The following is a 24480-nucleotide window of genomic DNA, read 5'->3' on the forward strand; positions in this document are numbered from 1 at the left end:
GCAGGGGTGTTAGCTGCACTCACTTACCCGAATCACTTACTTATGTAAGCTCATCGGGATGCGTTTGCTGGCTGCCTACCTGCTACTCCAATGACTTTGGGGATTTGCTGCGGCCTTGAAGTAGCAGGGGTGTTAGCTGCACTCACTTACCCGAATCACTTACTTATGTAAGCTCATCGGGATGCGTTTGCTGGCTGCCTGGCTGCTACTCCAATGACTTTGGGGATTTGCTGCGGCCTTGAAGTAGCAGGGGTGTTAGCTGCGCTCACTTACCCGAATCACTGACTGCCCGTTGACCTTAAAATAAATAGACTCATCAGGATGCGTTTGCTGGCTGCCTGGCTGCTACTCCAATGACTTTGAGGATTTGTTGCGGCCTTGCAGTAGCAGGGGTAGCTGCGTTTACACCCCTGCTGTTTCAATAACTTTGGGTATATACTTTGCCCGGCGCTGGTAAAAGCGCCACATTGCTGTTTTAATCGGCACTTGAACCAAAAAATGATTTTTTTGCTTTTAGGGGCTTGCGGCAAAACGGATTTCTCGTATAATGCGCACCCCGTACCGATGAAGAATTCGCAAACATGCGCAGACCGATTTAGTACGAGTTATGTGTAGAAAAAGTTGTAAAAAGTAAGACGGCACCAAGCGGGAATAGCTCAGTTGGTAGAGCACGACCTTGCCAAGGTCGGGGTCGCGAGTTCGAGTCTCGTTTCCCGCTCCAATCTTTAACCATAAAGATAGTGACCGGCAGTACAGCAGCTTTAGTTCAGAAGTCAGAAATAGAAGTGATACGTTATTATGACGTATGGCAGCGACGCGGGAATAGCTCAGTTGGTAGAGCACGACCTTGCCAAGGTCGGGGTCGCGAGTTCGAGTCTCGTTTCCCGCTCCAAAATTTATTTCTGAATAAGTAGTAAATATCAAATGCTGTCACATACAGCAGGGTGCAAAAGCATCTCAATGCGGGAATAGCTCAGTTGGTAGAGCACGACCTTGCCAAGGTCGGGGTCGCGAGTTCGAGTCTCGTTTCCCGCTCCAAAATTTTTATTCAATTCTATTATTTTTATCCACAGCTACATAACGCGCCATGCCGCGTTGTACATACAATGTATTAACTTCGTCAACAGACTTATCCACAGATTCTGCTCTTTTTATATCCAGCTCATATTTTATCCACTGCGTAACCCTCTTTCATATCTCTTTGATTTATCGATATATATTTTTCTGTGAAAACGTTATACCGATCACTTGCGCTTTTTTTCGCACTTGATTGCCAAGGTGTTTTTATTTTTATGCACAGGAAAACTCCGAGTTCATTCATTATAAAAATACATAAAAAAAAGCCATACCAAACAGCATATAGTTTCAGGTAAAGGGGGATATCAGGCATCCCGTGGTAGGCCTTTCTCAATAGCCCGCACCAGCCTTTTTTTCTGTGGCGATTGAACAGCCACAGTCAGTGTAGACCGTCTTTTCAATTGTTGTGAGATTGACCACTCAATATGTTCATCTAGCATTGGATCAATCCCGCGGCGCGCTTCCAGTGCCAATACGATACTGTCGAGATAGGGGGCATTGCCCAGTGCTACCGAGATATTACGTAGCCAGCGTAGGTGACCAATGCGGCGGATGGCGGAACCCTCCGTAACCCGCAAAAATTTCTCTTCATTCCAGGCAAATAAATCCAATAACTGTGGCGTGTGTAGCACGGCGCGTGGGCTGAAATCTTCCTCATCAGTTAATTGTGAGAAGCGGTTCCAGGGGCAGATAAGCTGACAATCATCACAGCCATAAATACGATTTCCCATTAGTGGACGAAATTCTTCTGGTATCGCCCCTTCAAGTTCAATGGTCAGGTAGGAGATACAGCGGCGAGCATCAACGGTATAGGGTGCAACGATAGCGCCGGTCGGGCAGGTGGTGATACAGGCAACGCAACGGCCACATTGCTCCTCTTGCGGCTTATCTATAGGCAGCGGCAGATCAATTAGTAATTCGCCAAGAAAGAACCAGGAACCCGCATCACGATTTAAAATCAGTGAGTGCTTACCAACCCAGCCAATTCCTGCTTTTGCAGCCAATGACCGCTCCATAATGGGGGCAGAATCGACAAATGGGCGGAAATTGATGTCACCGTGAGCCTGCTCCAGACAGTAACTCTGAATCATATCGCCCAATCTTTTCAGCCGCTGGCGCAGCAATTTATGATAATCACGGCCCAGCGCATAGCGACTGACATAACCTAACTCAGCATTGTTCAATGTGCTGGCAAATGCAGCCTTGGCAGGGAGATAATTCATCCGCACGCTAATCACCCGTAAGGTTCCGGGTAATAATTCATGGGGCCGCGCGCGCAGCATACCGTGGCGAGCCATCCAGGCCATCTCGCCATGATATTGTTTATCAAGCCAAGTTTGTAACCGCGGTTCTTCCGCAGACAAATCCGTATCGCAGATACCGACTTGCTGGAAACCTAGCGATTGCCCCCATTGCTTGATATGTTGGGCTAATTGATTCAGATCGAGGGGGTGTGCCATGACGGACCATAGTAAGAAACAAATCGGTGTCAGCTTACCACACTCTGTTTTTTCTGCGGACTGGGTACGCCAGAACGAGGCTGTGGCCGCGGCACACTTTTCTCTAACGTTGTTTGATCTGATGGTCAGAGCGGGCGATGCGGCCTTTGAACTGGCGCGTAAACAGTACCCAGCGGCGCGTCACTGGTTGATATTATGTGGCCACGGTAATAATGGTGGCGATGGTTATATCGTTGCGAATCGGGCATTAGCCGCCGGGCTGAATGTTACGCTTATTGCCTGCCCCGGCAATCGGCCATTACCCGCACAAGCGCATCAGGCGCAATCCCAATGGCTGGCGGCAGGTGGCATAATTCATCAACCTGAGACACCGTGGCCACAACATGTTGATTTGATTATTGATGCATTGTTGGGTATTGGCCTGCGAGCGGCACCGCAAGGCGCTTATGCTACGCTGATTGACACCGCGAATCGCCATCGGGCCGCAAAGATTGCCTTGGATATTCCTTCTGGACTCAGTGCCGATAGCGGTGCTGCTCCCGGATCTGTTATTCGCGCAGACCACACCCTGACTTTTGTCGCGCTGAAACCAGGTTTGCTCACCGGTCAGGCCCGTGATTGGGTGGGGCATTTACACTGCAATGACTTGGGGCTGACAGCATGGCTGCTCACTCAACCGCTACAAATTGAGCGAATGACCGCAGATCACCTACCGCAATGGCTACAGCCACGCCGCCCTTGTGCTCATAAAGGGGAACATGGCCGATTGTTGCTGGTGGGCGGAGATAAAGGGCTGGGAGGTGCGATTCGCATGGCTGGTGAAGCCGCTCTGCGCAGTGGGGCTGGCTTGGTGCGAGTGCTCACTCACATTGAGCATGTGGCACCGATTCTGGCGGCAAGGCCCGAGTTGATGGTACAAGAGTTAACGCCGGAAACTCTTGAGCAAGGTATTGGCTGGGCTGATGTCCTGGTTGTCGGCCCGGGGTTAGGGCAGTCCGATTGGGGCCGGAATGCTCTGAATTTATTGCAACAAAGTGATAAACCAGCATTATGGGACGCAGATGCGCTCAACTTGCTGGCATTAAATCCACATAGGCGTCAGAATCGGGTATTGACCCCACATCCAGGGGAAGCTGCTCGTCTGCTTGGTTGTCGCGTCGCTGATATTGAGAGTGACCGCTTACTTTCGGCCCGAAACATCGTTAAACAATATGGTGGTGTGGTGGTATTGAAAGGTGCTGGTACCCTGATTGCCAGTGAGCAGGGCGAGATGGCGATTGCTGATGTTGGTAATGCAGGGATGGCCTCCGGCGGCATGGGGGATATTCTGTCCGGTATTATTGGTAGTTTGATAGCACAAAAGCTGGTGCTGTATGATGCTGCCTGTGCAGGTTGTGTCGTGCATGGCGTTGCCGCAGACAAACTGGCTGAAGTTCAAGGCACCCGGGGTTTACTGGCAACAGATTTACTGCCAGTTATTCCGAAGTACGTTAATCCTGAGTTAGCAAGATAGATATCACAGAATGAAAGAACTCGTTTTACCTCTGCCTGATGAGGCAGCGACCGTTGCATTAGGGGCTAGTTTGGCCCATGCCTTCAATGGTGCTAGCGTTATTTATCTGTTCGGTGACTTAGGTGCCGGAAAAACAACTTTCAGCCGCGGCTTCCTTCAGGCCCTTGGCCACATTGGTCATGTTAAAAGCCCTACTTATACCTTGGTTGAACCTTATGCATTAACTCCAAGACCGGTTTACCATTTTGACCTATATCGTCTGGCGGATCCTGAGGAGCTGGAGTTTATGGGTATTCGTGATTATTTCGATGAGCGGGCAATTTGCCTGGTGGAATGGCCACAGCAAGGTGAGGGGTTCTTACCTCGGGCCGATATAGAGTTACATTTGGCGTATCAGGCTGAAGGGCGTGAAGCCCGTCTGGTTGCCCTTTCTGATGCGGGTGCGGATGTATTGCGCCGTTTAGCTGCTGTGCAAGGATAATTTGATAATGATGCATAGCTTGATGCTAATAAATCGCTGCCAACGATCGTTTACCGCAGTCATGCTGGTTATGGTGAGTTTATTAAGCCTACCTTCCGCCTTGGCTATGAAACTCACCGATATTAAGGTGAACAATGGCCCGACGGAAAGCCGGGTGACGCTCAGTTTTGATGGCAAACCGATTTATGCCTTTTTCTCGTTGAGTTCGCCTGAGCGAGTGGTGTTGGATGTCCGCCAAAGCGGTAATCTCTCTGGTTTGCCCTTGGAGTTCAGTGGACAGAATCTGCTGAAAAGAATTCGCTCCAGCACCCCGAAAGATGAGCAAAGCACCCGTCTGGTGCTGGAATTGACGCAAAAAGTTAAAACCCGCGCGGTGACACAGCAGTCGGGCAGTAACTACACGGTGGTCATTACCATGACCGCAGCCGCCCCTGCTCGTCAGGTACAAACCACGTTAAGTCCAAACAATACGTTAAGTCCAAACAGTAGACCACTCAGCCAAACCAATACCCCTAGCCCGAATGCTGGGCGTTTGACGCCGCCGGTCAATAACGTGAATACGGCACCGCGCGTGACCAGTTCAAACACCACATCGGAGGCTAAAAACCCGTTTAACAATAAGCCGACCGTGGTTGTCAGCAGTGATACCGTCACCACCAATACCGCCCGCCCGATTAAAGCCAGCCGTGTTGCTAATAGTGATCGTGTAGTGGTGGCAATCGATGCCGGTCACGGTGGGCAAGACCCAGGTGCAATCGGGCAAAATGGCCTGAAAGAGAAGAATGTCACGATTGCCATCGCCCGCCGACTTGAAGCATTGCTTAATAGCGACCCGATGTTTAAACCGGTTTTAACCCGCAATGGCGATTACTTCATTTCGGTGATGGGCCGTTCGGATGTGGCCCGTAAGCAGGGGGCTAACGTGCTGGTTTCTATTCATGCGGATGCGGCGCCTAACCGCAGTGCTACTGGGGCTTCGGTCTGGGTTCTGTCAAATCGCCGTGCTAACAGTGAAATGGGTAACTGGCTGGAACAGCATGAGAAACAATCTGAATTGCTCGGTGGTGCAGGTGACGTGTTGGCGAATACCGCGTCAGACCCCTATTTGAGTCAGGCAGTATTGGATCTCCAATTCGGCCACTCCCAGCGGGTGGGCTATGATGTAGCGACTAAGGTGCTGCGTGAGCTACAAACAGTAGGTGACATTCATAAACGTCGGCCTGAACACGCCAGTCTTGGGGTGTTACGTTCACCGGATATTCCATCGTTATTAGTGGAAACCGGCTTTATCAGTAATAGTACGGAGGAGCGGCTGCTTGGCAGTAGCGCGTATCAGGAGAAGATTGCTCAGGCCATTTATAAAGGCTTGCGCAGTTATTTCCTTGCGCATCCGCTACAAGCCGACCCAAAGGTCGAAAACCGTCCGCTAATAGAAACAGCGGCGGTTGATTCTTCAGTACAGCGTTCAAGTGTTAATCAGCCAGAACCGATTGTCAGCAATGCGCAAAGCGGCAGAGTCTCTGCCGTCAAGCCTGTGGCGACAGGGAAAAGCCAAATCCATAAAGTACAACGTGGTGAAACCTTATCCGGCATTGCGAGCCAATACGGTGTCAGCATGGCGCTATTGCGGCAAAACAATACGCTGAAAAATGATGTGGTGTGGGTGGGCCAGCGTTTGAAAGTGCCGGCATCGGGCAGCACGGTAAAGGCTGCGGCACCAAAAACCCAAACAATTGCTAAAACAAAACAGTAAAACATCAGGTAAAACGTGGTGATACGCTATCAGCCATTGCGGCCAGATATGGCGTGTCGATGAGTGAGATTGAGCGGGCGAACAAGATAAAGTCAGGTAATGTCCAGCTAGGGCAAACCCTCACGATCCCACAATCGTAAGCGAAAGGAACTGCTATGCCGATTCATATTCTGCCACCACAGCTTGCTAACCAAATTGCCGCCGGTGAAGTGGTAGAGCGGCCTGCGTCGGTGGTTAAAGAGTTGGTAGAAAACAGTCTGGATGCAGGAGCCACCCGGATTGATATCGATATTGAACGGGGTGGCGCCAAACTGATTCGTATCCGCGATAATGGCTGCGGCATCGGCAAAGACGATTTATCACTGGCGCTGGCGCGCCATGCCACCAGTAAGATAAGTTCGCTAGAAGATCTGGAAGCTATCCTCAGCATGGGCTTTCGTGGCGAAGCACTGGCCAGTATCAGTTCAGTCTCACGTCTGATTCTGACTTCCCGCACTGCCGAACAAAATGAAGCCTGGCAGGCTTATGCGGAAGGGCGTGATATGGCCGTCACTATCAAGCCAGCGGCGCATCCGGTGGGGAGTACTCTTGAAGTGCTGGATCTGTTTTATAACACGCCAGCGCGCCGCAAATTTATGCGCACTGAAAAAACCGAGTTCGGTCATATTGATGAAGTGGTGCGGCGCATTGCGCTGGCGCGCTTTGATGTGGCGATAAACCTGAGTCATAACGGTAAGTTAATGCGTCAGTACCGCGCAGCCCCTGACCCTTCACAGCACGAGCGTCGGCTGGCGAGCATCTGTGGCCCGGCGTTTTTGCAGCATGCACTGGCCATTTCCTGGCAACATGGTGATTTGACTATTCGTGGTTGGGTGGCTGATCCTGCCGCCAGTCGTACACTCAGTGAAATGCAGTATTGTTACGTCAATAATCGCATGATGCGTGATCGGTTGATTAATCACGCTATCCGTCAGGCCTATCAAGATTTACTCAAAGATGACCAACAACCCGCTTATGTTTTGTATCTGGATATTGATCCGCATCAGGTGGATGTAAATGTGCATCCGGCGAAACATGAGGTGCGTTTCCATCAGGCGCGGTTGGTACATGACTTTATTTATCAGGCTGTTACCACTGTTTTACAGCAGACTGCCTCGCCAGTGCTAAATATCAATGAAGATGGTGAAGAGATAGAAGCACCACGCTGGCAGCCGGAAAATCGTGTGGCGGCGGGGGGGAATAAATATGCGCAACCGGAGCCTGCAAAAGCGGCAGCGGCAGAACGGACACGGGTTTCAGATAAAGTATCGTCTTCAGAACCCACGCTAGCGGCAGCGCGGTCTCCTGCCCGTGAACAGGCAGCACCTGGTTATAGCACTGGGCAACCCTACCAAAAGCAGCAAGGCGAATTGTATCGTCAATTGGTGCAACCGGCCGCTGTGAGCCAAGCCATAGAACAGCCTGCATCGGTGCCAGCCCCGCGCTTTGCATCAGCAGATGAACCACTTCATGGCGATTATTACAGCTTTGGCCGAGTATTAACGGTATTCCCACCTTGCTATGCTTTGATTGAATATAAGCAAGGTGTGGCATTATTGGCACTGACTGTTGCCGAGCGCTGGCTGAAACAAGCTCAACTGAATCCGCCAGCCGAGGGTTTACGCCCTCAGCCATTACTTATTCCATTAAAACTGACATTAGATAAGAATGAGGCCGCAGCCTGTCTGCGCCATCAGAACTTATTGGTTACTATGGGGATAGAATTGACTGTTGAGCAGACAAGAGCCACTTTACGTGCGGTATCTTTACCATTACGCCAACAAAATTTACAAAAACTGATACCGGAACTGTTAGGCTATCTGTCGCAGCATGAAGAGATATCGCCAGATGTTCTGGCCACATGGATTGCCCGCCACCTTGGCAGCGAACATGAGGTTTGGAATATGTCTCAAGCGATACAGTTATTGACGGATGTGGAACGTCTTTGTCCGCAGTTGGTGCAATCACCGCCTGCTGGATTATTACAACCTATTGATATAAAGGCTGCATTGGCAACCCTAACACATGAATGATATTGAAAATCTAGACCGGCCACCGGCAATTTTTATTATGGGGCCAACCGCTTGTGGTAAAACAGCGCTCTCCATTGCGCTTCGTCAGCGGTTACCTGTGGAGTTAATCAGCGTCGATTCTGCCTTGATCTATCGTGGCATGGACATCGGCACCGCTAAACCTGGTGCTGAAGAACTGGCGTTAGCACCACACCGGCTGATTGATATCCGTGACCCGGCTGAATCCTACTCAGCCGCTGATTTCCGTAAAGATGCATTGAAAGAGATGGCCGATATTACCGCTGCCGGGCGAATTCCGCTGCTGGTGGGGGGGACCATGCTGTATTTTAAAGCGCTGTTGGAAGGATTATCTCCGTTGCCACCTGCAGACCCGCAAGTGCGCGAGCGTATTGAACAGCAGGCCGCTGAGCTGGGTTGGGAGGCATTGCATCAGCAATTGGCCAAGGTAGACCCGGTTGCAGCGGCGCGAATTCATCCTAATGATCCCCAACGGCTCTCTAGAGCACTGGAAGTTTTTTTTATTTCAGGTAAAACTTTAACGGAACTGACTAAAATTTCGGGTGAAACCTTACCCTATCGGGTTCACCAATTTGCGATTGCGCCTGTTAGCCGGGAACTGTTGCACCAGCGGATTGAATTACGTTTTCATCAGATGCTGGACGCAGGGTTTGAAACAGAGGCTAGGGCGCTTTTTGACCGCGGTGATTTGCATACGGATTTGCCTGCCATTCGTTGTGTGGGATACCGGCAGATGTGGTCTTATCTGTCCGGTGAGATTGATTACGACGAAATGGTTTACCGTGGAGTTTGTGCGACACGTCAACTGGCAAAGCGCCAAATGACTTGGTTACGGGGCTGGAGTTCAGTTCAGTGGCTCGACAGTGATAAGCCGGGAGAGGCTTTAGACTCTGTAATACAGGTTGTTAGTGCATAGGTTGAATGATTGTGTACAATTGATTAGTACTCAACGCGCGGATTTTTTTTACGCAGTTTATTTTCGAGCCGATAGGTTCTTAGTTAAAAACAACAAGCAAATAAGGAAAATATAGAATGGCTAAGGGGCAATCTTTGCAAGATCCGTTCCTGAACGCATTGCGTCGTGAACGGGTTCCGGTTTCTATTTATTTAGTGAATGGCATTAAACTGCAGGGCCAAGTTGAGTCTTTTGATCAGTTTGTCATTCTGTTAAAAAACACAGTCAGCCAGATGGTCTATAAACACGCCATCTCTACTGTAGTGCCTTCTCGCCCGGTTTCGCATCACAGCAATACGCCGAGTGGAAGCACCAATAATTATCATGGTAGTAATCCGTCTGCGCCGCAACAACCGCAGCAGGATAGCGATGACGCTGAATAAAGCGCATTGCTGGTCGACCATGACGGGGAACATAAACAACGGATTCGGGTTTATGTTCTCCGCACTAGCGGTTTTAATCCGTTTGAGAGGTTGCACGTTTGTTTGACCGCTATGAAGCCGGTGAGCAGGCCGTACTGGTTCATATCTATTTCTCGCAAGACAAAAACTCAGAAGATCTGCGTGAATTTGAAGCGCTGGTATCTTCTGCGGGCGTAGAAGCTTTGCAAATTGTGACGGGTAGTCGCAAAGCACCGCACCCTAAGTATTTTGTCGGTGAAGGAAAGGCCGAAGAAATTGCTGACGCGGTGAAAGCCAGTGGCGCGTCTGTTGTCTTGTTTGATCATGCCCTTTCTGCAGCGCAAGAGCGAAACCTTGAGCGTTTGTGTGAGTGTCGGGTCATTGATCGTACTGGACTAATCTTAGATATTTTTGCCCAACGGGCCCGTACCCACGAAGGTAAATTACAGGTCGAATTAGCGCAATTACGCCATATTGCGACCCGTTTGGTACGTGGCTGGACGCATCTTGAGCGTCAAAAGGGGGGGATTGGCCTAAGAGGGCCAGGTGAAACCCAGTTGGAGACCGACCGCCGTTTGTTACGTGACCGTATCAGCTTGATTTTGAGCCGTTTGGAGCGGGTGGCAAAGCAGCGTGAGCAGGGGCGACGTGCGCGTACCCGTGCTGAAATTCCGACAGTATCTTTGGTGGGATATACCAACGCCGGTAAATCCAGCCTGTTTAACAAAATTACGGCAGCTGATGTTTATGCGGCTGACCAATTATTTGCCACGCTGGATCCTACTTTACGCCGTATTAATGTGGCGGATGTGGGCGATACAGTGTTGGCGGATACGGTAGGTTTTATCCGGCATTTGCCGCATGATTTGGTCGCTGCTTTTAAAGCGACATTACAAGAAACACGGCAAGCCTCATTACTGTTACACATTATTGATGCAGCAGACCCTCGGGTAACCGAGAATATGGCCGCAGTTGATTCTGTTTTGGCAGAAATCGAAGCGGATGAAATACCTACATTATTAGTAATGAATAAAATTGATTTGTTGGATGATTTTGTCCCGCGAATTGATCGCAACGAAGACAATCTGCCAGTCAGAGTTTGGCTTTCGGCCCAAACCGGCGCAGGGATCTCGTTGCTCTTTCAAGCGTTGACGGAGCGTCTTTCAGGTGAGATCGCACACTTTGAATTACGTTTGCCACCTCAGGCAGGTCGTCTACGTAGCCGTTTTTACCAGCTTCAGGCAATTGAAAAAGAGTGGATAGACGAGGACGGAAACGTCGGTATGGTGGTCAGAATGCCTATCGTTGATTGGCGTCGTCTCTGTAAACAAGAGCAAGATTTGGTCAGTTATATTATTAATTAGTCGGTGCGACTAATTAGTTGATTACCTGATCTTTTTTGTGAGATTAAGAGCCAGCTTCTTTGGCATGTGCTCTTGGCCTGAAGAAAACCAATCATAGAAGAATGGAGCTAAAACATGGCGTGGAATCAGCCCGGTAATAACGGACAGGACCGCGATCCGTGGGGGAGCAGCAATAATAATGGCGGCAACTCTGGCGGAAATAACAATAATAAAGGTGGTCGTGACCAAGGGCCGCCTGATCTGGATGATATCTTTCGAAAACTGAGCAAAAAACTGAGTAGCCTCGGTGGTAAAGGTGGCGGCAGCGGCAATGATAACAGTGGTACGACAAGAGGCCCTGGTTTCAGTGGCCGGATTGTGGGCATTGCTGTGGTTGCTGTGGTGGTTATCTGGGCGGCAAGTGGTTTCTATACAATTAAAGAAGCCGAGCGCGGTGTCGTTACTCGCTTGGGTAAATTAAGCCACATTGTGCAGCCTGGTTTGAACTGGAAACCGACCTTTATCGATGAAGTAACGCCCGTTAACGTTGAATCGGTACGTGAATTGGCAGCGTCCGGCGTGATGCTGACTTCTGATGAGAACGTGGTTCGCGTCGAAATGAACGTGCAGTACCGTGTGACTGATCCGGCCGCTTATCTGTTTAGCGTGACTAACCCGGACGACAGCTTGCGTCAGGCAACTGACAGTGCAGTACGTGGTGTTATTGGTAAATACACCATGGACAAAATCCTCACCGAAGGCCGTACCATCGTTCGTAGCGATACTCAACGTGTACTGGAAGAAACTATTCGTCCATACAATATGGGTATAACGCTGCTGGACGTTAACTTCCAGGCGGCGCGTCCACCAGAAGAAGTTAAAGCGGCATTTGATGATGCGATTGCAGCCCGTGAAAACGAACAACAGTATATTCGTGAAGCGGAAGCTTACACCAACGAAGTCCAACCACGGGCGAATGGTCAGGCGCAGCGTCTGTTAGAAGATGCGCGTGCTTATGCCGCACGTAAAGTGTTGGAAGCACAAGGTGAAGTCGCAGGTTTTGCTAAGTTGTTGCCTGAGTATAAGGCGGCACCAGAAATTACCCGTGAGCGCCTATACATCGAAACGATGGAGAAGGTCCTCGGTCATACCCGCAAAGTACTGGCGAGTGATAAGGGTAATAGTCTGATGGTGTTACCACTGGACCAAATGCTGCGCGGCCAAGGTGCAGATAAGGCAGCGGATGGCAATAAAGACACAAGCCTGATTCGTCTGAATCCGCCTTCTTCTGCTAATAGCAGTCAAGAGTCTGGTGCAAGCAACGCCAATACCAGCTCAACCAGTGGCTCTATCATGGATCAGCGCCGGGCGAATGCTCAGCGTGATACTTCCACTCGCGTAGGGAGAGAATAACCAATGCGTAAGTCTTTTTTACTTATCGTCGTTGTGGTGTTAATCGCACTCTACGCTTCTCTGTTTGTGGTACAGGAAGGCCAGCGCGGCATCGTGCTACGCTTTGGCAAGGTATTACGTGATAGTGATAACAAGCCGCTGGTGTATGCGCCGGGCTTGCACTTCAAGATACCGTTTATCGAAACAGTGAAAAGGTTGGATGCCCGTATTCAAACCATGGACAACCAGGCTGACCGTTTCGTTACCAACGAGAAGAAAGACCTGATTGTTGACTCCTATTTGAAATGGCGTATCAGCGATTTCAGTCGTTACTATCTGGCCACCGGTGGTGGTGATGTTTCTCAGGCCGAAGTGCTGCTGAAACGTAAGTTTAGTGACCGTTTGCGTTCTGAAATTGGTCGTTTGAACGTGCGTGACATCGTTACTGACTCACGTGGGCGTTTGACTTCAGATGTCCGTGATGCGCTGAACACCGGTAGTGTGGGTGATGAAGCTGTGACCACCGAAGCTGATGATGCAATTGCCTCTGCGGCAGCCCGTGTTGAGCAGGAAACCCGTGGCAAACAGCCTGCGGTTAACCCTAACAGTATGGCGGCGCTAGGGATTGAGGTTGTTGACGTGCGAATCAAGCAGATCAACTTACCGGCTGAAGTGTCTGATGCTATCTTCCAACGTATGCGTGCTGAGCGTGAAGCGGTAGCCCGTCGTCATCGTTCACAAGGTCAGGAAGAAGCAGAGAAGTTGCGTGCAACAGCTGACTATGAAGTAACACGTACACTGGCAGAAGCAGAACGTCAGGCGCGTATTACTCGTGGTGGCGGTGATGCAGAAGCAGCTCGTCTGTTTGCTGACGCATTCAGTAAAGACCCAGACTTCTATGCCTTCATTCGTAGCTTGCGTGCGTATGAAAACAGCTTCAACAGCGGCAATGATGTGATGGTTCTGAGCCCGGATAGCGATTTCTTCCGTTATATGAGGTCGCCGGATAACTCCAGCAAACGTCCATAACGGCTGTCGTTACAGCTCGTCTTGACCGTAACAGTAAGGCCCGTTAACGCGGGCCTTTTACATGAGTTAACCTGTTGAAATAAATGGATTTTATTTTGACGCTATCCACATAGCATCCACCCAGCCTCGCTTGCGGGGCTTTTTATTGCCTGATTGTAAGCGCGTAAAGTGCGGGAGTTGTATTTTACCTGGTGGCCGTTCTGGCTGCTGTTGTTGGTTTTTTGTCCGAGATCAAAGTGAGTTTCTCACCCGTTTTTACAGTATCAAAATTTCCCCTCAACTTTGCGCAATCCCTTGCGGCGTCTGGCTTAGCGCGTGATTACGTTTATTCTTGTAAATGCCTGCCGCTTTGCGTTTGATCGGACGTAAAATATAAATTCCCTTTAAAATCATAATGTTGAATTTATTAGATCATATCGAGATCATTCTCTTTACTGTAATTCACTGAAATATATATCACTCGTTACAGCTTGCGATCCATGCGAGATCCTTAGGACTGGCGCGGCCTGGCGTAGGCGTTTGTAGAGTTACCAAACTGTAATAAGTTCGCCAAATATTTTGTGCAGGCGTGGTGGGCGTGTGCGTTTTACCTCCCCTTTCTTTTACGTGACTGGATTTACCTCGCATGTTTCATGGGTGGCTCATGGCGCGATTATCTTGTTTGAATCTGAATCGTGAGGTGCATTAAAGGATGTGTGCCGTGGTGTGGCTCTCAGCGCGTTATGTACGATGCGTGCCGGCCTTGCTGTGCGGGCAATGTGAAATATTCCTGTAATTCTTACGGGGATATTACGTAATTTTATTACTGTTCGGGGGATGTTGGGAGCACTGAAGCACAGACGGTTATGTCTGTGCTCTATGGAGGTTAGGCAATGAAGGGGCCGTACTTGGTAGTAAGGGCTTGAGTGCGGTTGGCTGTGGCGGTGAAATCGCCGGCATTCAGTGGCCCACCGGTGTTGATGTGGGTATGGCTAGCGGTCTGCTGTGCCAGGGTTTGGATCACGTCCAGCGTATCAGTAAGCAACGTCAGCACGTTGATATCATCGGTACCTAGGCGCACGGAGGGTGCGATAAGTTCCTGCGCGGCGGCAACACTGCGACGAATGCCGGCGATTTTCTCCGTAAGCGCACCGCCAACATCGGTCGTTTGGTTCTGGCCAACTTTGGTATTTTGATTCTGGCCAACATCGTCAGTTCTGTCTTTGCCAACTTTGGTCACCATGTTGGCCGATGTGCCTATCGAATAATCACCCTCGGCAAGTTGCACCACCTGGCCGGCCATCAGGGTTTTAGTTCCCAGTACCGTGGTGCTATCGTTGGCTTTTACCGTGGTGTTGCGGGTCGTAGTGGTGCGGCTTTCCTCGTCACTGGTCACGCTGCGCCGGCTGCTGGTTTCTTCTATCGCCTGGTCGGTATCACGCTGCCAACTGCCGTCAACCGTCACGCGCTGACTGACGCCGGCGCGCTGCTGTTGCAACTGTTCGCCCGGCTTGACTGCTGGCAGTGATAGCCCCTCAGACAGTATTTGCCGGATCATCGGCTTATCTGGCCGGCCATCAGCAAAACCAATTTCTACCAGCGTTCCCTCTGGCGGGAACTGGAACATACCGCCCTCACTGCCAGCCATCGGAATGGGAAGCGGTACCGCGTTATATTCCTGCGCGCCGGCTGCGGCGTTGCCGTTCTCGTCCAGCAATTGAACATTAACCGCATAGCGAGGCCGGAAGGGGTCGGACGGGTCGCCCAGCTCGGCGGCATCGGTCGGACTCATTACCCGCGCGCGGCGAGGCAAATGTAAACCCGCACCCAATTCTGGATACAGCTTTTCAATCTGGCGCTGTTCCGGGGATTTCTGCGCCGGCTGGCCCTGGCTGTTTAACGGCGTCCAGTTCAATGTCATGGTGTCGTCACTTACATCCACCTTGGTGATGCGCCGGCCATTAACAATCACCCCCGGACGGATTGCTGGGATAAGTGGCAAGGTAAGGCTATTCCCGCCGCCGCCGCCCTGGGCGAATTCCTGTGGAACATCGACCGGCGTTTGTGCAAAACGAGAGTCGGCATAGCTGCCAACGTAAACCGTGCCATCGGGCAACTGATACCAGACAAAATCCGGGATACTGAACGCGCGCCCCAGGTTAAGTAAAAGTTGGTTACCGCTGCCATTATGCTGAAAATGGGGGATCGGGGTGTCGGTGTAAGCTGTGTTTTCTGGTAACACAAAACGCATGGCAGTTGATTTGCCGACCGCGTCGGTAACATCGCGCAAAGTCGGGTGTTGTAATGAACACGGCCAAGAACGCTCGAACACGCCGACCAGCTCCCGCACCATTAACCGCTGCGCGCCATTTTCAGCCGGCGCGCTACGCTCCACAAACCCGGTTAGCCAGCGGAATATCGAGGCGTTATTGCCCAAATCCAGCCGCACCAATTTACCGTTACAATCATGGTCAGTTAGCGCAGTAACAAACCCCAGGCCGCACCCATTCAATGAGAGCGAAAGATTTAAGTTATTGGCGGGGATAACATCATCGCCAATACGCAACGTGACAACGGATTTCATGCGCTACCTCCTGCCGGGCCTATGGTGTTATCAATTTTTTGCAGTACACTTTCAAACCATGAGCGGCTTTCCGCTGTCTCGCCCTCTGACGCGGTCGCGGTACCGCCTGCGGTCTGGATAGTGGCATTTTCCCCGCCTTTGCTGGCTTGTTGGGCCTTACGTTCGGCCACACTGGAAAACTCAGTCAGGGTAAAATTAACCAGCCACGCCATAGCATTTGTTTGTTCGGCGGCATCCACGCCACTGGTAAAAGTGGCTTCCCGGAACTTCACCGCCTGGGCCAGGGAGTGCGCGACACGATAGCGCTTCTTACTGCCATCTGCGTTCTTGGCTTCGGCCAGGCTATAAATACGCGCCAACATAGCGGCATCCGTATATCGGATTACCCCGGATACCCGCAACTCTTTGCCTTTGGTGCCTTGCTCTGATTTGTTGGTACTGCTGGCCTGGCCGCTCTGGTCTTTGTCCTGTATGGGCATCGTCAACGTAACCAGAATGTTTCTTAATAAAATCGCCTCGCCATCGAGCGCCAGCATCACAATATCAGCCATGATTTACCACCATTGCACGCAGTGGGGCCAAATCCGCGCCCACAAACAGTAACGCCAAGCTAAAAATGACCTGGCTGTCGGGAATGTCTTTTTTCATCTCGGCGATAGCCGTTTGTGTGTTGCCCTCCACCGAAAGCGCCCAAATTGGCACACTCGCCCCTTGTAATTGTTCCAGGCTATTTTTTGCACCGGTCAGCAATGCGGCGCGCTGTTGTTTGAATGCTGCCAGGGCGGTACCGATAGCCTCGCTACTGCTGCCAGCGGCGGTATCGCTGATCGCTTTTTGCAAGGCTTGCGCACCGGATGCCATGCGCGTGGTGGCAACCGATAGCGGCGCACTGGCTGGCAAACCACCCGGACGCGCGGGGATTTGCATTTTGCTAGCATCCAAGCTTAACGCCGCTTTTGCTCGGCGCTGAACTTGGGTCAATGCCGGTATCGGGAATACCTCGCCGGCGGCGGTCAGCAGGGTAATAAACTGGCCCAATGATTTGGCGGTGATAAGAAATACCACCACATCCTGTTCGCTGTCTGCGCCGGCCAACCGGCTGGCGAGCACATCAATCGCATTGGCCGGACTCAGAAACGAGCCTGATTTTTCCGCTTGACCCACGCCAAACGCCCAGGGATGAGCGGCCACGGTTGAGCAATTGACCGGGGCCAGATTTTGGGGTATTCGTAACGTCGATTTATGCCACATATGACGCATCCGGCCAGACCGGCACCCGGTAACCCTGATTCACCGCTTCAATCAAAAGCCACTGTGGCGACGCTGGCAACTCAATCAATGGCCAGTTGGCCAAGGTTGGCCATGCGCGATAAATGGCGCGGGTGGTGGTTAACTCACTGCGCTGCACCTCGGTGAGTGGCTTATCATCAATGGAATAGTCACTCACCATTATTGGGTCTGTGGCCACAATAAAAGCATCACGGTAACGGCGGGCGGTGGCGGCCAGTTCATCAGCAGATAACGGTGGCGGTGGTGGAATATCAACCCATGCGGGTCGCCCATCGACTGAACCCTGTAATTTCCCGACAGGCGGCGTCTGTTTCCAGAATCCGTCGACTTCTTCGGCCGTAGCCAGAACAGCATCATAAGGCCAGTTTGTTTCGCTATAAGTACCGTCATCCTTCCATGCCGCGGGGATGAATGATTTAAGGGATGGTGAAAAATAAGCCGTAGTCATGGTTAGTGTCCCAGTGCAATTACAAATGCTGAATATGGCCCCGCAGTGCCGTTTAACCGTAGATGGAGGTTAGACAAGGTTAGCGGCGTCTGGTCAGATATATTATTAAATGAGATTGTGGGATAGTCAGCGCCAACAACACCCAACCGTTTGAACGTCCCCAATATGGCAAGCCGTGCGGTTGGGAAAGGTGTCGGATAAATCCACGTTGCGTCACCGCCACTGCCTGAAGTAACAGATGCCCATTGCAGGATTAACCCACCGGGTACATCAGGAAAGCGTATAAAGTCATTTTCAGAAAATGAACGCTTGCTGAACATGCTCATAACCGCTGCAACGCTGGGCAGCAGATTTTTTGCCGTCCCAGTTGCCATCTGTGCATTTGTCGCTACCCCTTGTTTTGATGCTTCCCCCAAGCCAAGGTTTAGGAGTGTTTGTGCAATAGCGGCTGGGCCTGCGGCTTTAATCTCGGACAATAATTTATCTATCATCAGATATTGTGCGTGCGGGTTCTCGGTCTGAACATGGTCACTCATTACCCCGACCACCGCGTCAGCAACCCTTTTGACTGCTTTCGGGGTCGCGGCCAGCGTTTCGCTATTGCTATCAGTGCCACTGTTTAGCTGGACAAAACCTTTTTCCGTTAGCGTGCCGTCAGGGTGATTACGGGATTTTTCATGTTGCGCCAGAGCGTCACTGGTTTCTTGTTCATTCAGTGAACCTTGCGGGCGCAAGTCGGTAATATTTCCGGCTGCATCGATACTGGCGACTGCAAACACATAGTGCATAAAGCCGGATTCGGTGTAGTTTGCCAGCGTTGGCGCAACGGTAATTTTAATGACCGCTTCCCATTGGCTGGTAATGTTGCCCTGCAAACTGACGTCAGCCCAAACCTTGGTCGCGGCGGCGGGTACCGTAATATTACGATTTGCGGGTAGGTCGGCTCGAATGCCGCCGATATAACCCGTACCCTTGGTCACAAAGAATTGTGCGCCTGTCTTGGCAACCAGATAACCCGTGTTAAAAAATGCGCCAGCCCCATAGTTATCAACGTTAATTAACCGCTGCATTTCATCAATGCCGGTCAATCGGGCGGTGAAATCAATTTGCCAGGTTTCCGCCGGTGTAGTGATGCCGGTTGCGGTCGCTGCGCCGTTGTATTCCATCAAAAATGAACGGGTCAAGACGTTACCTTGTTGGCCGGCTACGTTAGCAACTTTGCGCTGGGTCGGTGCGTGAACAATCATTGCCACTGTGCCGCTGGCCTTATTGACCAGCCCGATCCAGTTGAAATCAAAGTCACCCAATTCAGTACCCATAGTGACGGAATAAACCACCACATTATCATTGACCAGGCCAATTTTATTCACCGCCTGGCGGTGAACGATTTGCGCCACTGGCGGCAATGTTTCGGCGCGGTTAATGGGGACGGTATGATCCAGACCTGGCACATAGGCCAAGACAAATTCATCCAGCACCACGGTTTTACCCGCTGCGGCTTCCTGGGCTTTCCATTGTTCGAAAGCAAAAGTAATAGCAGTTTGTGACATTAGTTTTTCTCCATCAGCGACGCGCCAAAGGCGGCGGTTGTTGTCACTTCATTTGATACGGTGCTGGCGCTGTAACAGATATATTCACAACCCACATGGCCGGCGCGGATATACATATCAACAGGGGTGATTATTTCGTACTGATAACGGCGGCAGGTGCGGCCATACTGGCGAATGATATTCATCAGTAATTCACTGTTTTCAGCCACTTGGCTATCAGTGACACGCACCGTTATGACATCCCAATCAATATCGGGCTGGCGTTCTAACAGTTCGACATAGCCCACGCCCAGGCGGGCGAATATCGCAATAAACCCGGACACCGATCCCGCGTCTTTGGCATTGATAAAGGCAAAATGTACCCGCTTACGAAAGAGGGGGAGCGGTTCGCCAGGGAATCGGGTCACATCCCGCTGATACGCCAGCAGATTGAGTAACGGCACGACGCAGGTTAACGGGTCTGCCTGGTTAAGCGGCCACTTGATCCAGGTGTAAACCTTTTGCCAAAAGGCCAGGCAGGCGCGCATTAATTTGACCGGCTCGCCTTTGTTCAGCCATACCGGCAAGGTAAATGTGGGTAGCTTATCCATTGGCTTTCTCCAGCGTCAGAACGCCCAGGCGTGGCACAAATAACCCGCTGATAATGTCACCCCGCGAAAAAGCCAGCGATTCGATTTCAGCAAAGTGATCGTGCAATTCTTCCCCCAGGCGGGACATAGAAAAGCGGCTGTGCGGCCAGGTCTTTTGTACGGTGTAATCGGTGTTTTCCCGGAATGCACAGCCAATCAGATTGCGGATATTTGCCAGCAAGGCGTCGCTTTGCTCATCGTCTAAATTGCTGCTATCGAAAAAGTGAAGCGTCACGGTCAAGTCATGAATTTCTTCTGGCAACGGTAGACACAGCACATCGTCGCCGTGGCCGTGGTTGCCCTGGCTCATCACATAATCATTTACTGTGTCGATAAACGGCTGGCTGGCGATGCCGGAATCCAGCAATAAATAGACGTTGGCCGTTCCCGGCCCGCGCGGCGCATCGTGTAGGAAAAAAATTCGGTCAGTGGTCAGGCCGGCAATACCCGCAATCAACCCACGGTAAACCGCATCGATATGATACTGGCCCGGCAAATTAAATTGATTGCGCACCCGGTCACGCAAATCGTCGTCCAGCTCCTTATCAGCCCCCGGTGCGATTAACCAATTATCCTCGTTTACCGCACTGGCGATGCCATTGACCGCGACCGGTAGAATACGGAAATAGCCGGGTGCCAGGTTGTGGCCGCTGCCGGCTGATTCAGCATTGACCGCAATCAACGCCCCGGTTACACCAGCAGGTATAACGGTATCGGCCAATGTCATTAATTTATAAACGGTGCCGTTAATGCGTTCGGTCTGGATCACAGTGCCGGCGGGTACGGTAATTTCAGCGCTAACGCTATCTTTGGTAAAGCGGATTACGCCCTGGGCAAGGCTGGCATCTTTGCGGGACAAATTGACCGCCCAGGCAAACAGATCAACAAAAGTCCCGCTAGCGGTAGCCAGAAACAGGTTAGCCATAACGGTATTTACTAACGCGTCAATCAGCCACATGACTGGCGCGGTCACAATGGCTTTGATTAGCCGCCAGAACGGCGACATATTCGAGGTGTTGGTGACTAAATTTTCATCAGCCGCGACCTTTGCGAATTCCGCTTGTACCTGGCTTTCAGTCGTCGGCATGCCCTGATCGGCAAGAATGGCCTTATAGTCAGGATTAGGGCGATTATTCATAATAAGTCTCGCAGTGACAGTGGGCCGAAATCGTAGGTATCAGCGGTAATAAAATAATGCCCCTGGTCATCATCGGTAATCAGTACGGTACCCGGCACAATGCGGGTATCGGTTTCGGTCAACAGTTCCATTTGCAACAAGATATCGGTGCGCAATACCGGGCTACGCTCGGCAATCAGCAACTTAACCAGGCCGGACTCAATAATCCGATGTACGCAGTCCTGCGCAATGCTGATGCGGTTATCGCACAACAGCGGTTCATTACCGGATGAAAGCGTAAAATCACCGTCAGTGATTAGCAGGTCGATGTACAGTTGTTCACTCATCCGGCGGCAAGCTCCCTTGATTCCATGATGCTATCCAGCGTGGCCCCGTTCGGCGGGTAAATATTCACTTCGCCGATGGTGTTACCGGTGCGCACGGTACTGCTCTGGTTGCTGTTATTGGTGGTCAGGGTTTTGGCTATCCCGCCCTTGTTCATCGCCGGGCTGACCAAGCCCGCGGGCGCGGGGAGGGTGGCCGCTGGCGCGGCTGCGCCTCCCTCGTTCTGGCCGATAGGCTTAAGGTCGATATTCACGCCGGGGATTTTATTTAGCTTGCTGACAATCCAGTTGTAGGTCGCGCCGAAAGACTCTGTTAGGTAGTCCCACAGGCCACTGAACACATTGGCGATGGCGTCAACAAAACCGTTAAAGGCTTCTACAGGTGACAGGCCAGCAAAGAACCCAACCACCATTTCCCAGCCCAGGGTAATCGAGGCCCATACACCGGCGAACATCTCCCCGACCTGGCCGGCAATCTGCATAACCCACTGGAATGCGGCGCTGTCCAACAGTGCGGCTTTAAGCTGATCCCAATGGGAAATCACATACCAAACCCCCGCCGCCAGCGCGACAAGGCCAGCAATAATCAAAGTGATAGGGCTGGTCAATAACTGCATCCCAACGCCGGCTAACATAGTGGCGATACCGTAGGCGCGCATGGCAACCGTGCTGCTTATCAACATCATGCGAGTCGCAATGAGCGCGACGCGCAAGAATTTTAGTGCGCCGTTATAAATGACCGTGGCAAAGGTTGCTAACTGAATGGCGCGGGCTTTGAGGTTAATCGCCCACATCAGCCCGTGAACGGCGGCGGTTGTCAGCTTGATTATCCCCGTCCAGCCCATCATGATAAATTTCGATACCCCCATCACGACATTGGCGATTGCGCCGGCTGCGGCCATGCCAAGAGTTGCCAGTGCGAGGTAACCAATCCAGCGCGCAATGTTGGGAAACATTTCCAGCCACTTACCGAATTGCGTACCGGCGTTGATGGCGTAATCAGCCAGGGGGGATATGGCGGGGATAAGCTGCATACCCACGGCAATTCGAATACGCTTCCACACCTGATCAACACGCTCCCACATGTCGGCCATTTTTTTAGCCATTTCTATGGCTCTCTCTAAACCCTGAGTGTTCCCCATATCGCGCATATGTTTACGCAACTTATCCGCCTGGCCCCAGGTGGCGGTCAATGCCTGCGCACCCTCGCCAAAGGCTTTATTTAATACGGCTTGCGCCTTAACGTTGCCCTCAATGGTGTTACCGAATTTCGCCTGAAGTTTTTGCAGAATGTCGGGGAATTCCAGCATTTGGCCTTGGGCGTCGGTAAAGCTCAGGCCAAGCTGTTTGCCGCCCTCAATGGCGCTTTTCAGGAATGCGTCGTAAATCCCGCCGGCCTCGGTGCCTTTGGTCTGCTTGAGCATCCCCAGGACGGCGAGTTGTTCATCCATACCCGCCCCCATTTGGGTACCGGTTCCCTTGCTGGACTTGACCATTTCGCGGATTTCGTCAAGGTTTGCGCCAAAATTCTGCACCATGTACGCACCTTTTGACGCCATCATTTCGGCAAAGGGGATATTGCCCATTTCGCTTGCCGTGGTGCGGAAGTTATTTGCCATGTCAGCCATGTAATTAGCGGCCCCCTCGGCGCTGCCTTTGGTCGCTATGGCAAGGGTGTTTATGGCGGTGGTGTAGCGTGGTAACTCATTGTCGGTAATGCCGGCAATGGTACTTTTGATGATGGTTGCTGAGCTGATAAAGTCGGCGGCATTCTTGCCGTAAGCGGTGCTAAATGTCTGCGCAGCCTTAAACATTTTGTCTAAGGCTTGCGTACTGACATTACGTGTAGACAACTCATCTAATGTTTTCTGAACCTCATGAGCAGGGGCAAGCAAGCCTTTGACGCCTTGAGCAACGCCCCACAACCCCACAGCCCCGACCGCAATTTGTTTAAAGGCCCGCTGTGACTGTTTGGCGAACTGTTCGACAGACTGTTGCGCCTTGCCGAGCGGTGCGCTCAGATTATTTTTAAGACTCAACAGAAAAGACAGTTCTTTCATGATTATCCCTATTCACCGTTAAAGGCTTTGCATATGCCTGCGGTGGTGCCGTTAATGACGCTTTCGTGGAAGTATTCCGCCAGCCAGGCCGCGCGCGCCAGACTCATAACGTCATCACCTTCGCTGGGAAGGTAATGACGTCGGAGCGTCATATATTGTTCAAGCGGGTTATTCTTAATCGCTTGAATGAGCGCGGTTATTCCTTTACTTCGATTTCGGCATCTGGCGCGTAAATCTCATTTACTTTTTTGGCAATGGCTGCGGCCATACCGGGGCGTTGCAGCAGTTCGGCGAGATTGTCGCGGGACTCCGGCACTACAATGCGTTTCAGGTAGGTACTGATCGCGCCGATAATATTCTCATCACGCGCCGACTCATTCAGGCACTTGTTATACGCGACCAGGGTCGGGGCAAATTGCACCGTAATACCTTTCACTTCAAGGGTGATTACGTCTTTGGTTTCTTTGCTCATGGTTCAGTCCTTAGTATTGGGTTGTTAATATTCTTAGTGTGTCGTTTTTATCGTGTTGCTTTAGTTCATTAGTTGGGCGGCGTACTCAATCAGCCAGACTTTAGGGGCAAGCCACAGTTGCAGGGCGTCGCCGATGTTTGATGTCAGGCCGACGAACATGGCAGGCCCCACCATCCCCGAAAAGACTAATAAGAAAATGGCGGAAATACTGTTCTTGTCGGCTGACATCAGTGCCAGACCTTTTTTAAAGGCGAAAAAACAGGCAATCCACAAGAGAAGAAATACGGTACTACGCAAGCTGTAAGACACTGCTTTCCAAACCATCAGTTGATGGATCACATCCGGTAGCTGGGCCTTACTGAAATCGATAGCCTGATCCACGCCGCTGGCCGCGCGATTAATCAGGTTGATGAGTACCTCATTGACATTTACTTTATCGGTCATGTTCAAAATCTCGCCGTTGTTTTATTTCGATTATCAATTGGTTGTGTCGTGCCGCACAATCTGGGTATA

Annotated in this window: 21 protein-coding genes, 3 tRNA genes and 2 pseudogenes; 12 read left to right on the plus strand and 14 right to left on the minus strand. The window is 51.3% G+C overall.

The features are described 5' to 3' along the window. Positions 1-645 precede the first annotated feature (645 nt). From V2A85_RS00005 to V2A85_RS00015, 3 genes are all read left to right on the plus strand, one after another. Positions 646-721, plus strand: a tRNA-Gly gene (locus V2A85_RS00005). Between the two features lie 95 nt (positions 722-816). After that, positions 817-892: transfer RNA gene (locus V2A85_RS00010), tRNA-Gly, on the plus strand. A 70-nt stretch (positions 893-962) separates the two neighbouring features. Further along, positions 963-1038: transfer RNA gene (locus V2A85_RS00015), tRNA-Gly, on the plus strand. Between the two features lie 344 nt (positions 1039-1382). Here V2A85_RS00015 and queG read toward each other — a convergent pair. After that, positions 1383-2537, minus strand: a complete 1155-nt coding sequence (gene queG, locus V2A85_RS00020; protein WP_372557820.1) for a tRNA epoxyqueuosine(34) reductase QueG — start codon at positions 2535-2537, stop codon at positions 1383-1385. Between queG and nnr the strand changes: the two genes are divergently transcribed. From nnr to hflC, 9 genes and pseudogenes are all read left to right on the plus strand, one after another. After that, the gene (gene nnr / locus V2A85_RS00025) at positions 2536-4050 is read left to right on the plus strand and encodes a bifunctional ADP-dependent NAD(P)H-hydrate dehydratase/NAD(P)H-hydrate epimerase (RefSeq protein WP_372557821.1); all 1515 of its coding nucleotides are present in this window, start codon (positions 2536-2538) and stop codon (positions 4048-4050) included. The two genes, queG and nnr, sit on opposite strands and share 2 nt — an antisense overlap. Positions 4051-4060: 10 nt before the next feature. Further along, positions 4061-4531, plus strand: coding sequence for a tRNA (adenosine(37)-N6)-threonylcarbamoyltransferase complex ATPase subunit type 1 TsaE (gene tsaE, locus V2A85_RS00030; protein ID WP_083160981.1), 471 nt, complete (start codon positions 4061-4063; stop codon positions 4529-4531). Positions 4532-4592: 61 nt separating this feature from the next. Further along, positions 4593-6424 (plus strand): annotated as a pseudogene (amiB, locus tag V2A85_RS00035) (N-acetylmuramoyl-L-alanine amidase AmiB). Between the two features lie 15 nt (positions 6425-6439). Next, on the plus strand, positions 6440-8356 hold the full coding sequence (gene mutL, locus V2A85_RS00040; RefSeq protein WP_420070678.1) for a DNA mismatch repair endonuclease MutL: 1917 nt from the start codon (positions 6440-6442) through the stop codon (positions 8354-8356). Then, complete coding sequence (miaA, locus tag V2A85_RS00045; protein WP_420070679.1) at positions 8349-9290, plus strand: tRNA (adenosine(37)-N6)-dimethylallyltransferase MiaA; 942 nt, start codon at positions 8349-8351, stop codon at positions 9288-9290. Before mutL ends, miaA begins: the two co-directional genes overlap by 8 nt. Before the next feature lie 116 nt (positions 9291-9406). After that, the gene (gene hfq, locus V2A85_RS00050; RefSeq protein WP_002209151.1) at positions 9407-9712 is read left to right on the plus strand and encodes an RNA chaperone Hfq; all 306 of its coding nucleotides are present in this window, start codon (positions 9407-9409) and stop codon (positions 9710-9712) included. Between the two features lie 98 nt (positions 9713-9810). Further along, the gene (gene hflX, locus V2A85_RS00055) at positions 9811-11094 is read left to right on the plus strand and encodes a ribosome rescue GTPase HflX (protein WP_083160975.1); all 1284 of its coding nucleotides are present in this window, start codon (positions 9811-9813) and stop codon (positions 11092-11094) included. Between the two features lie 114 nt (positions 11095-11208). Beyond that, positions 11209-12486 carry an FtsH protease activity modulator HflK gene (gene hflK / locus V2A85_RS00060; protein WP_083160973.1) on the plus strand — a complete coding sequence of 426 codons (1278 nt, stop codon included), beginning with the start codon at positions 11209-11211 and terminating at the stop codon, positions 12484-12486. A 3-nt stretch (positions 12487-12489) separates the two neighbouring features. Further along, positions 12490-13494, plus strand: a complete 1005-nt coding sequence (hflC, locus tag V2A85_RS00065; protein WP_083160971.1) for a protease modulator HflC — start codon at positions 12490-12492, stop codon at positions 13492-13494. Between the two features lie 865 nt (positions 13495-14359). Here hflC and V2A85_RS00070 read toward each other — a convergent pair. The 13 genes and pseudogenes from V2A85_RS00070 to V2A85_RS00130 form a co-directional block, all read right to left on the minus strand. Further along, a complete protein-coding gene (locus tag V2A85_RS00070; RefSeq protein WP_420070680.1) occupies positions 14360-16057 on the minus strand; it encodes a hypothetical protein in 1698 nt (565 codons plus the stop codon). Next, positions 16054-16608, minus strand: coding sequence for a hypothetical protein (locus tag V2A85_RS00075; RefSeq protein ID WP_420070681.1), 555 nt, complete (start codon positions 16606-16608; stop codon positions 16054-16056). The genes V2A85_RS00070 and V2A85_RS00075 overlap by 4 nt, the downstream gene beginning before the upstream one ends. Next, entirely contained in the window at positions 16601-17308 is a 708-nt protein-coding gene (locus tag V2A85_RS00080; protein ID WP_420070682.1) for a hypothetical protein, read from the minus strand. The genes V2A85_RS00075 and V2A85_RS00080 overlap by 8 nt, the downstream gene beginning before the upstream one ends. Further along, positions 17298-17795 (minus strand): phage tail protein, encoded by a 498-nt coding sequence (locus V2A85_RS00085; RefSeq protein ID WP_420070683.1) that lies wholly within the window; start codon positions 17793-17795, stop codon positions 17298-17300. Before V2A85_RS00085 ends, V2A85_RS00080 begins: the two co-directional genes overlap by 11 nt. A gap of 2 nt (positions 17796-17797) precedes the next feature. Further along, positions 17798-18331 carry a gp53-like domain-containing protein gene (locus V2A85_RS00090; protein ID WP_420070716.1) on the minus strand — a complete coding sequence of 178 codons (534 nt, stop codon included), beginning with the start codon at positions 18329-18331 and terminating at the stop codon, positions 17798-17800. 15 nt (positions 18332-18346) lie between these two features. After that, positions 18347-19345: pseudogene (locus tag V2A85_RS00095) on the minus strand (phage tail protein); the annotation flags it as partial. After that, complete coding sequence (locus tag V2A85_RS00100) at positions 19345-19935, minus strand: hypothetical protein (protein ID WP_420070684.1); 591 nt, start codon at positions 19933-19935, stop codon at positions 19345-19347. The gene V2A85_RS00100 and the pseudogene V2A85_RS00095, both read right to left, overlap by 1 nt. Then, on the minus strand, positions 19928-21112 hold the full coding sequence (locus V2A85_RS00105; RefSeq protein ID WP_420070685.1) for a baseplate J/gp47 family protein: 1185 nt from the start codon (positions 21110-21112) through the stop codon (positions 19928-19930). The genes V2A85_RS00100 and V2A85_RS00105 overlap by 8 nt, the downstream gene beginning before the upstream one ends. After that, positions 21109-21438, minus strand: a complete 330-nt coding sequence (locus V2A85_RS00110; RefSeq protein ID WP_050917218.1) for a DUF2590 family protein — start codon at positions 21436-21438, stop codon at positions 21109-21111. The genes V2A85_RS00105 and V2A85_RS00110 overlap by 4 nt, the downstream gene beginning before the upstream one ends. Then, a complete protein-coding gene (locus V2A85_RS00115) occupies positions 21435-23495 on the minus strand; it encodes a phage tail tape measure protein (RefSeq protein WP_420070686.1) in 2061 nt (686 codons plus the stop codon). Before V2A85_RS00115 ends, V2A85_RS00110 begins: the two co-directional genes overlap by 4 nt. Before the next feature lie 8 nt (positions 23496-23503). Further along, on the minus strand, positions 23504-23647 hold the full coding sequence (locus tag V2A85_RS00120; RefSeq protein WP_420070687.1) for a DUF6890 family protein: 144 nt from the start codon (positions 23645-23647) through the stop codon (positions 23504-23506). 44 nt (positions 23648-23691) lie between these two features. Continuing rightward, a complete protein-coding gene (locus tag V2A85_RS00125) occupies positions 23692-23967 on the minus strand; it encodes a putative phage tail assembly chaperone (protein ID WP_025376674.1) in 276 nt (91 codons plus the stop codon). 60 nt (positions 23968-24027) lie between these two features. After that, positions 24028-24411, minus strand: a complete 384-nt coding sequence (locus tag V2A85_RS00130) for a hypothetical protein (RefSeq protein WP_420070688.1) — start codon at positions 24409-24411, stop codon at positions 24028-24030. Positions 24412-24480: the final 69 nt, after the last annotated feature.

It is taken from the genome of Yersinia sp. 1252 StPb PI (genome assembly GCF_048593885.1).
GTDB lineage: Bacteria > Pseudomonadota > Gammaproteobacteria > Enterobacterales > Enterobacteriaceae > Yersinia > Yersinia enterocolitica_E.

What these genes read in the sequence shown, in the direction of transcription:
- V2A85_RS00100 (WP_420070684.1), bottom strand. Translation starts at nt 19,935, where the DNA reads ATGGATAAGCTACCCACATTTACCTTGCCGGTATGGCTGAACAAAGGC.
- mutL (WP_420070678.1), top strand. Translation starts at nt 6,440, where the DNA reads ATGCCGATTCATATTCTGCCACCACAGCTTGCTAACCAAATTGCCGCC.
- hflC (WP_083160971.1), top strand. Translation starts at nt 12,490, where the DNA reads ATGCGTAAGTCTTTTTTACTTATCGTCGTTGTGGTGTTAATCGCACTC.
- V2A85_RS00130 (WP_420070688.1), bottom strand. Translation starts at nt 24,411, where the DNA reads ATGACCGATAAAGTAAATGTCAATGAGGTACTCATCAACCTGATTAAT.
- tsaE (WP_083160981.1), top strand. Translation starts at nt 4,061, where the DNA reads ATGAAAGAACTCGTTTTACCTCTGCCTGATGAGGCAGCGACCGTTGCA.
- V2A85_RS00105 (WP_420070685.1), bottom strand. Translation starts at nt 21,112, where the DNA reads ATGAATAATCGCCCTAATCCTGACTATAAGGCCATTCTTGCCGATCAG.
- V2A85_RS00075 (WP_420070681.1), bottom strand. Translation starts at nt 16,608, where the DNA reads ATGGCTGATATTGTGATGCTGGCGCTCGATGGCGAGGCGATTTTATTA.
- V2A85_RS00110 (WP_050917218.1), bottom strand. Translation starts at nt 21,438, where the DNA reads ATGAGTGAACAACTGTACATCGACCTGCTAATCACTGACGGTGATTTT.
- V2A85_RS00080 (WP_420070682.1), bottom strand. Translation starts at nt 17,308, where the DNA reads ATGTGGCATAAATCGACGTTACGAATACCCCAAAATCTGGCCCCGGTC.
- V2A85_RS00115 (WP_420070686.1), bottom strand. Translation starts at nt 23,495, where the DNA reads ATGAAAGAACTGTCTTTTCTGTTGAGTCTTAAAAATAATCTGAGCGCA.
- queG (WP_372557820.1), bottom strand. Translation starts at nt 2,537, where the DNA reads ATGGCACACCCCCTCGATCTGAATCAATTAGCCCAACATATCAAGCAA.
- V2A85_RS00125 (WP_025376674.1), bottom strand. Translation starts at nt 23,967, where the DNA reads ATGAGCAAAGAAACCAAAGACGTAATCACCCTTGAAGTGAAAGGTATT.
- V2A85_RS00120 (WP_420070687.1), bottom strand. Translation starts at nt 23,647, where the DNA reads ATGACGCTCCGACGTCATTACCTTCCCAGCGAAGGTGATGACGTTATG.
- hflK (WP_083160973.1), top strand. Translation starts at nt 11,209, where the DNA reads ATGGCGTGGAATCAGCCCGGTAATAACGGACAGGACCGCGATCCGTGG.
- nnr (WP_372557821.1), top strand. Translation starts at nt 2,536, where the DNA reads ATGACGGACCATAGTAAGAAACAAATCGGTGTCAGCTTACCACACTCT.
- hfq (WP_002209151.1), top strand. Translation starts at nt 9,407, where the DNA reads ATGGCTAAGGGGCAATCTTTGCAAGATCCGTTCCTGAACGCATTGCGT.
- V2A85_RS00090 (WP_420070716.1), bottom strand. Translation starts at nt 18,331, where the DNA reads ATGAGTGACCATGTTCAGACCGAGAACCCGCACGCACAATATCTGATG.
- V2A85_RS00085 (WP_420070683.1), bottom strand. Translation starts at nt 17,795, where the DNA reads ATGACTACGGCTTATTTTTCACCATCCCTTAAATCATTCATCCCCGCG.
- V2A85_RS00070 (WP_420070680.1), bottom strand. Translation starts at nt 16,057, where the DNA reads ATGAAATCCGTTGTCACGTTGCGTATTGGCGATGATGTTATCCCCGCC.
- miaA (WP_420070679.1), top strand. Translation starts at nt 8,349, where the DNA reads ATGAATGATATTGAAAATCTAGACCGGCCACCGGCAATTTTTATTATG.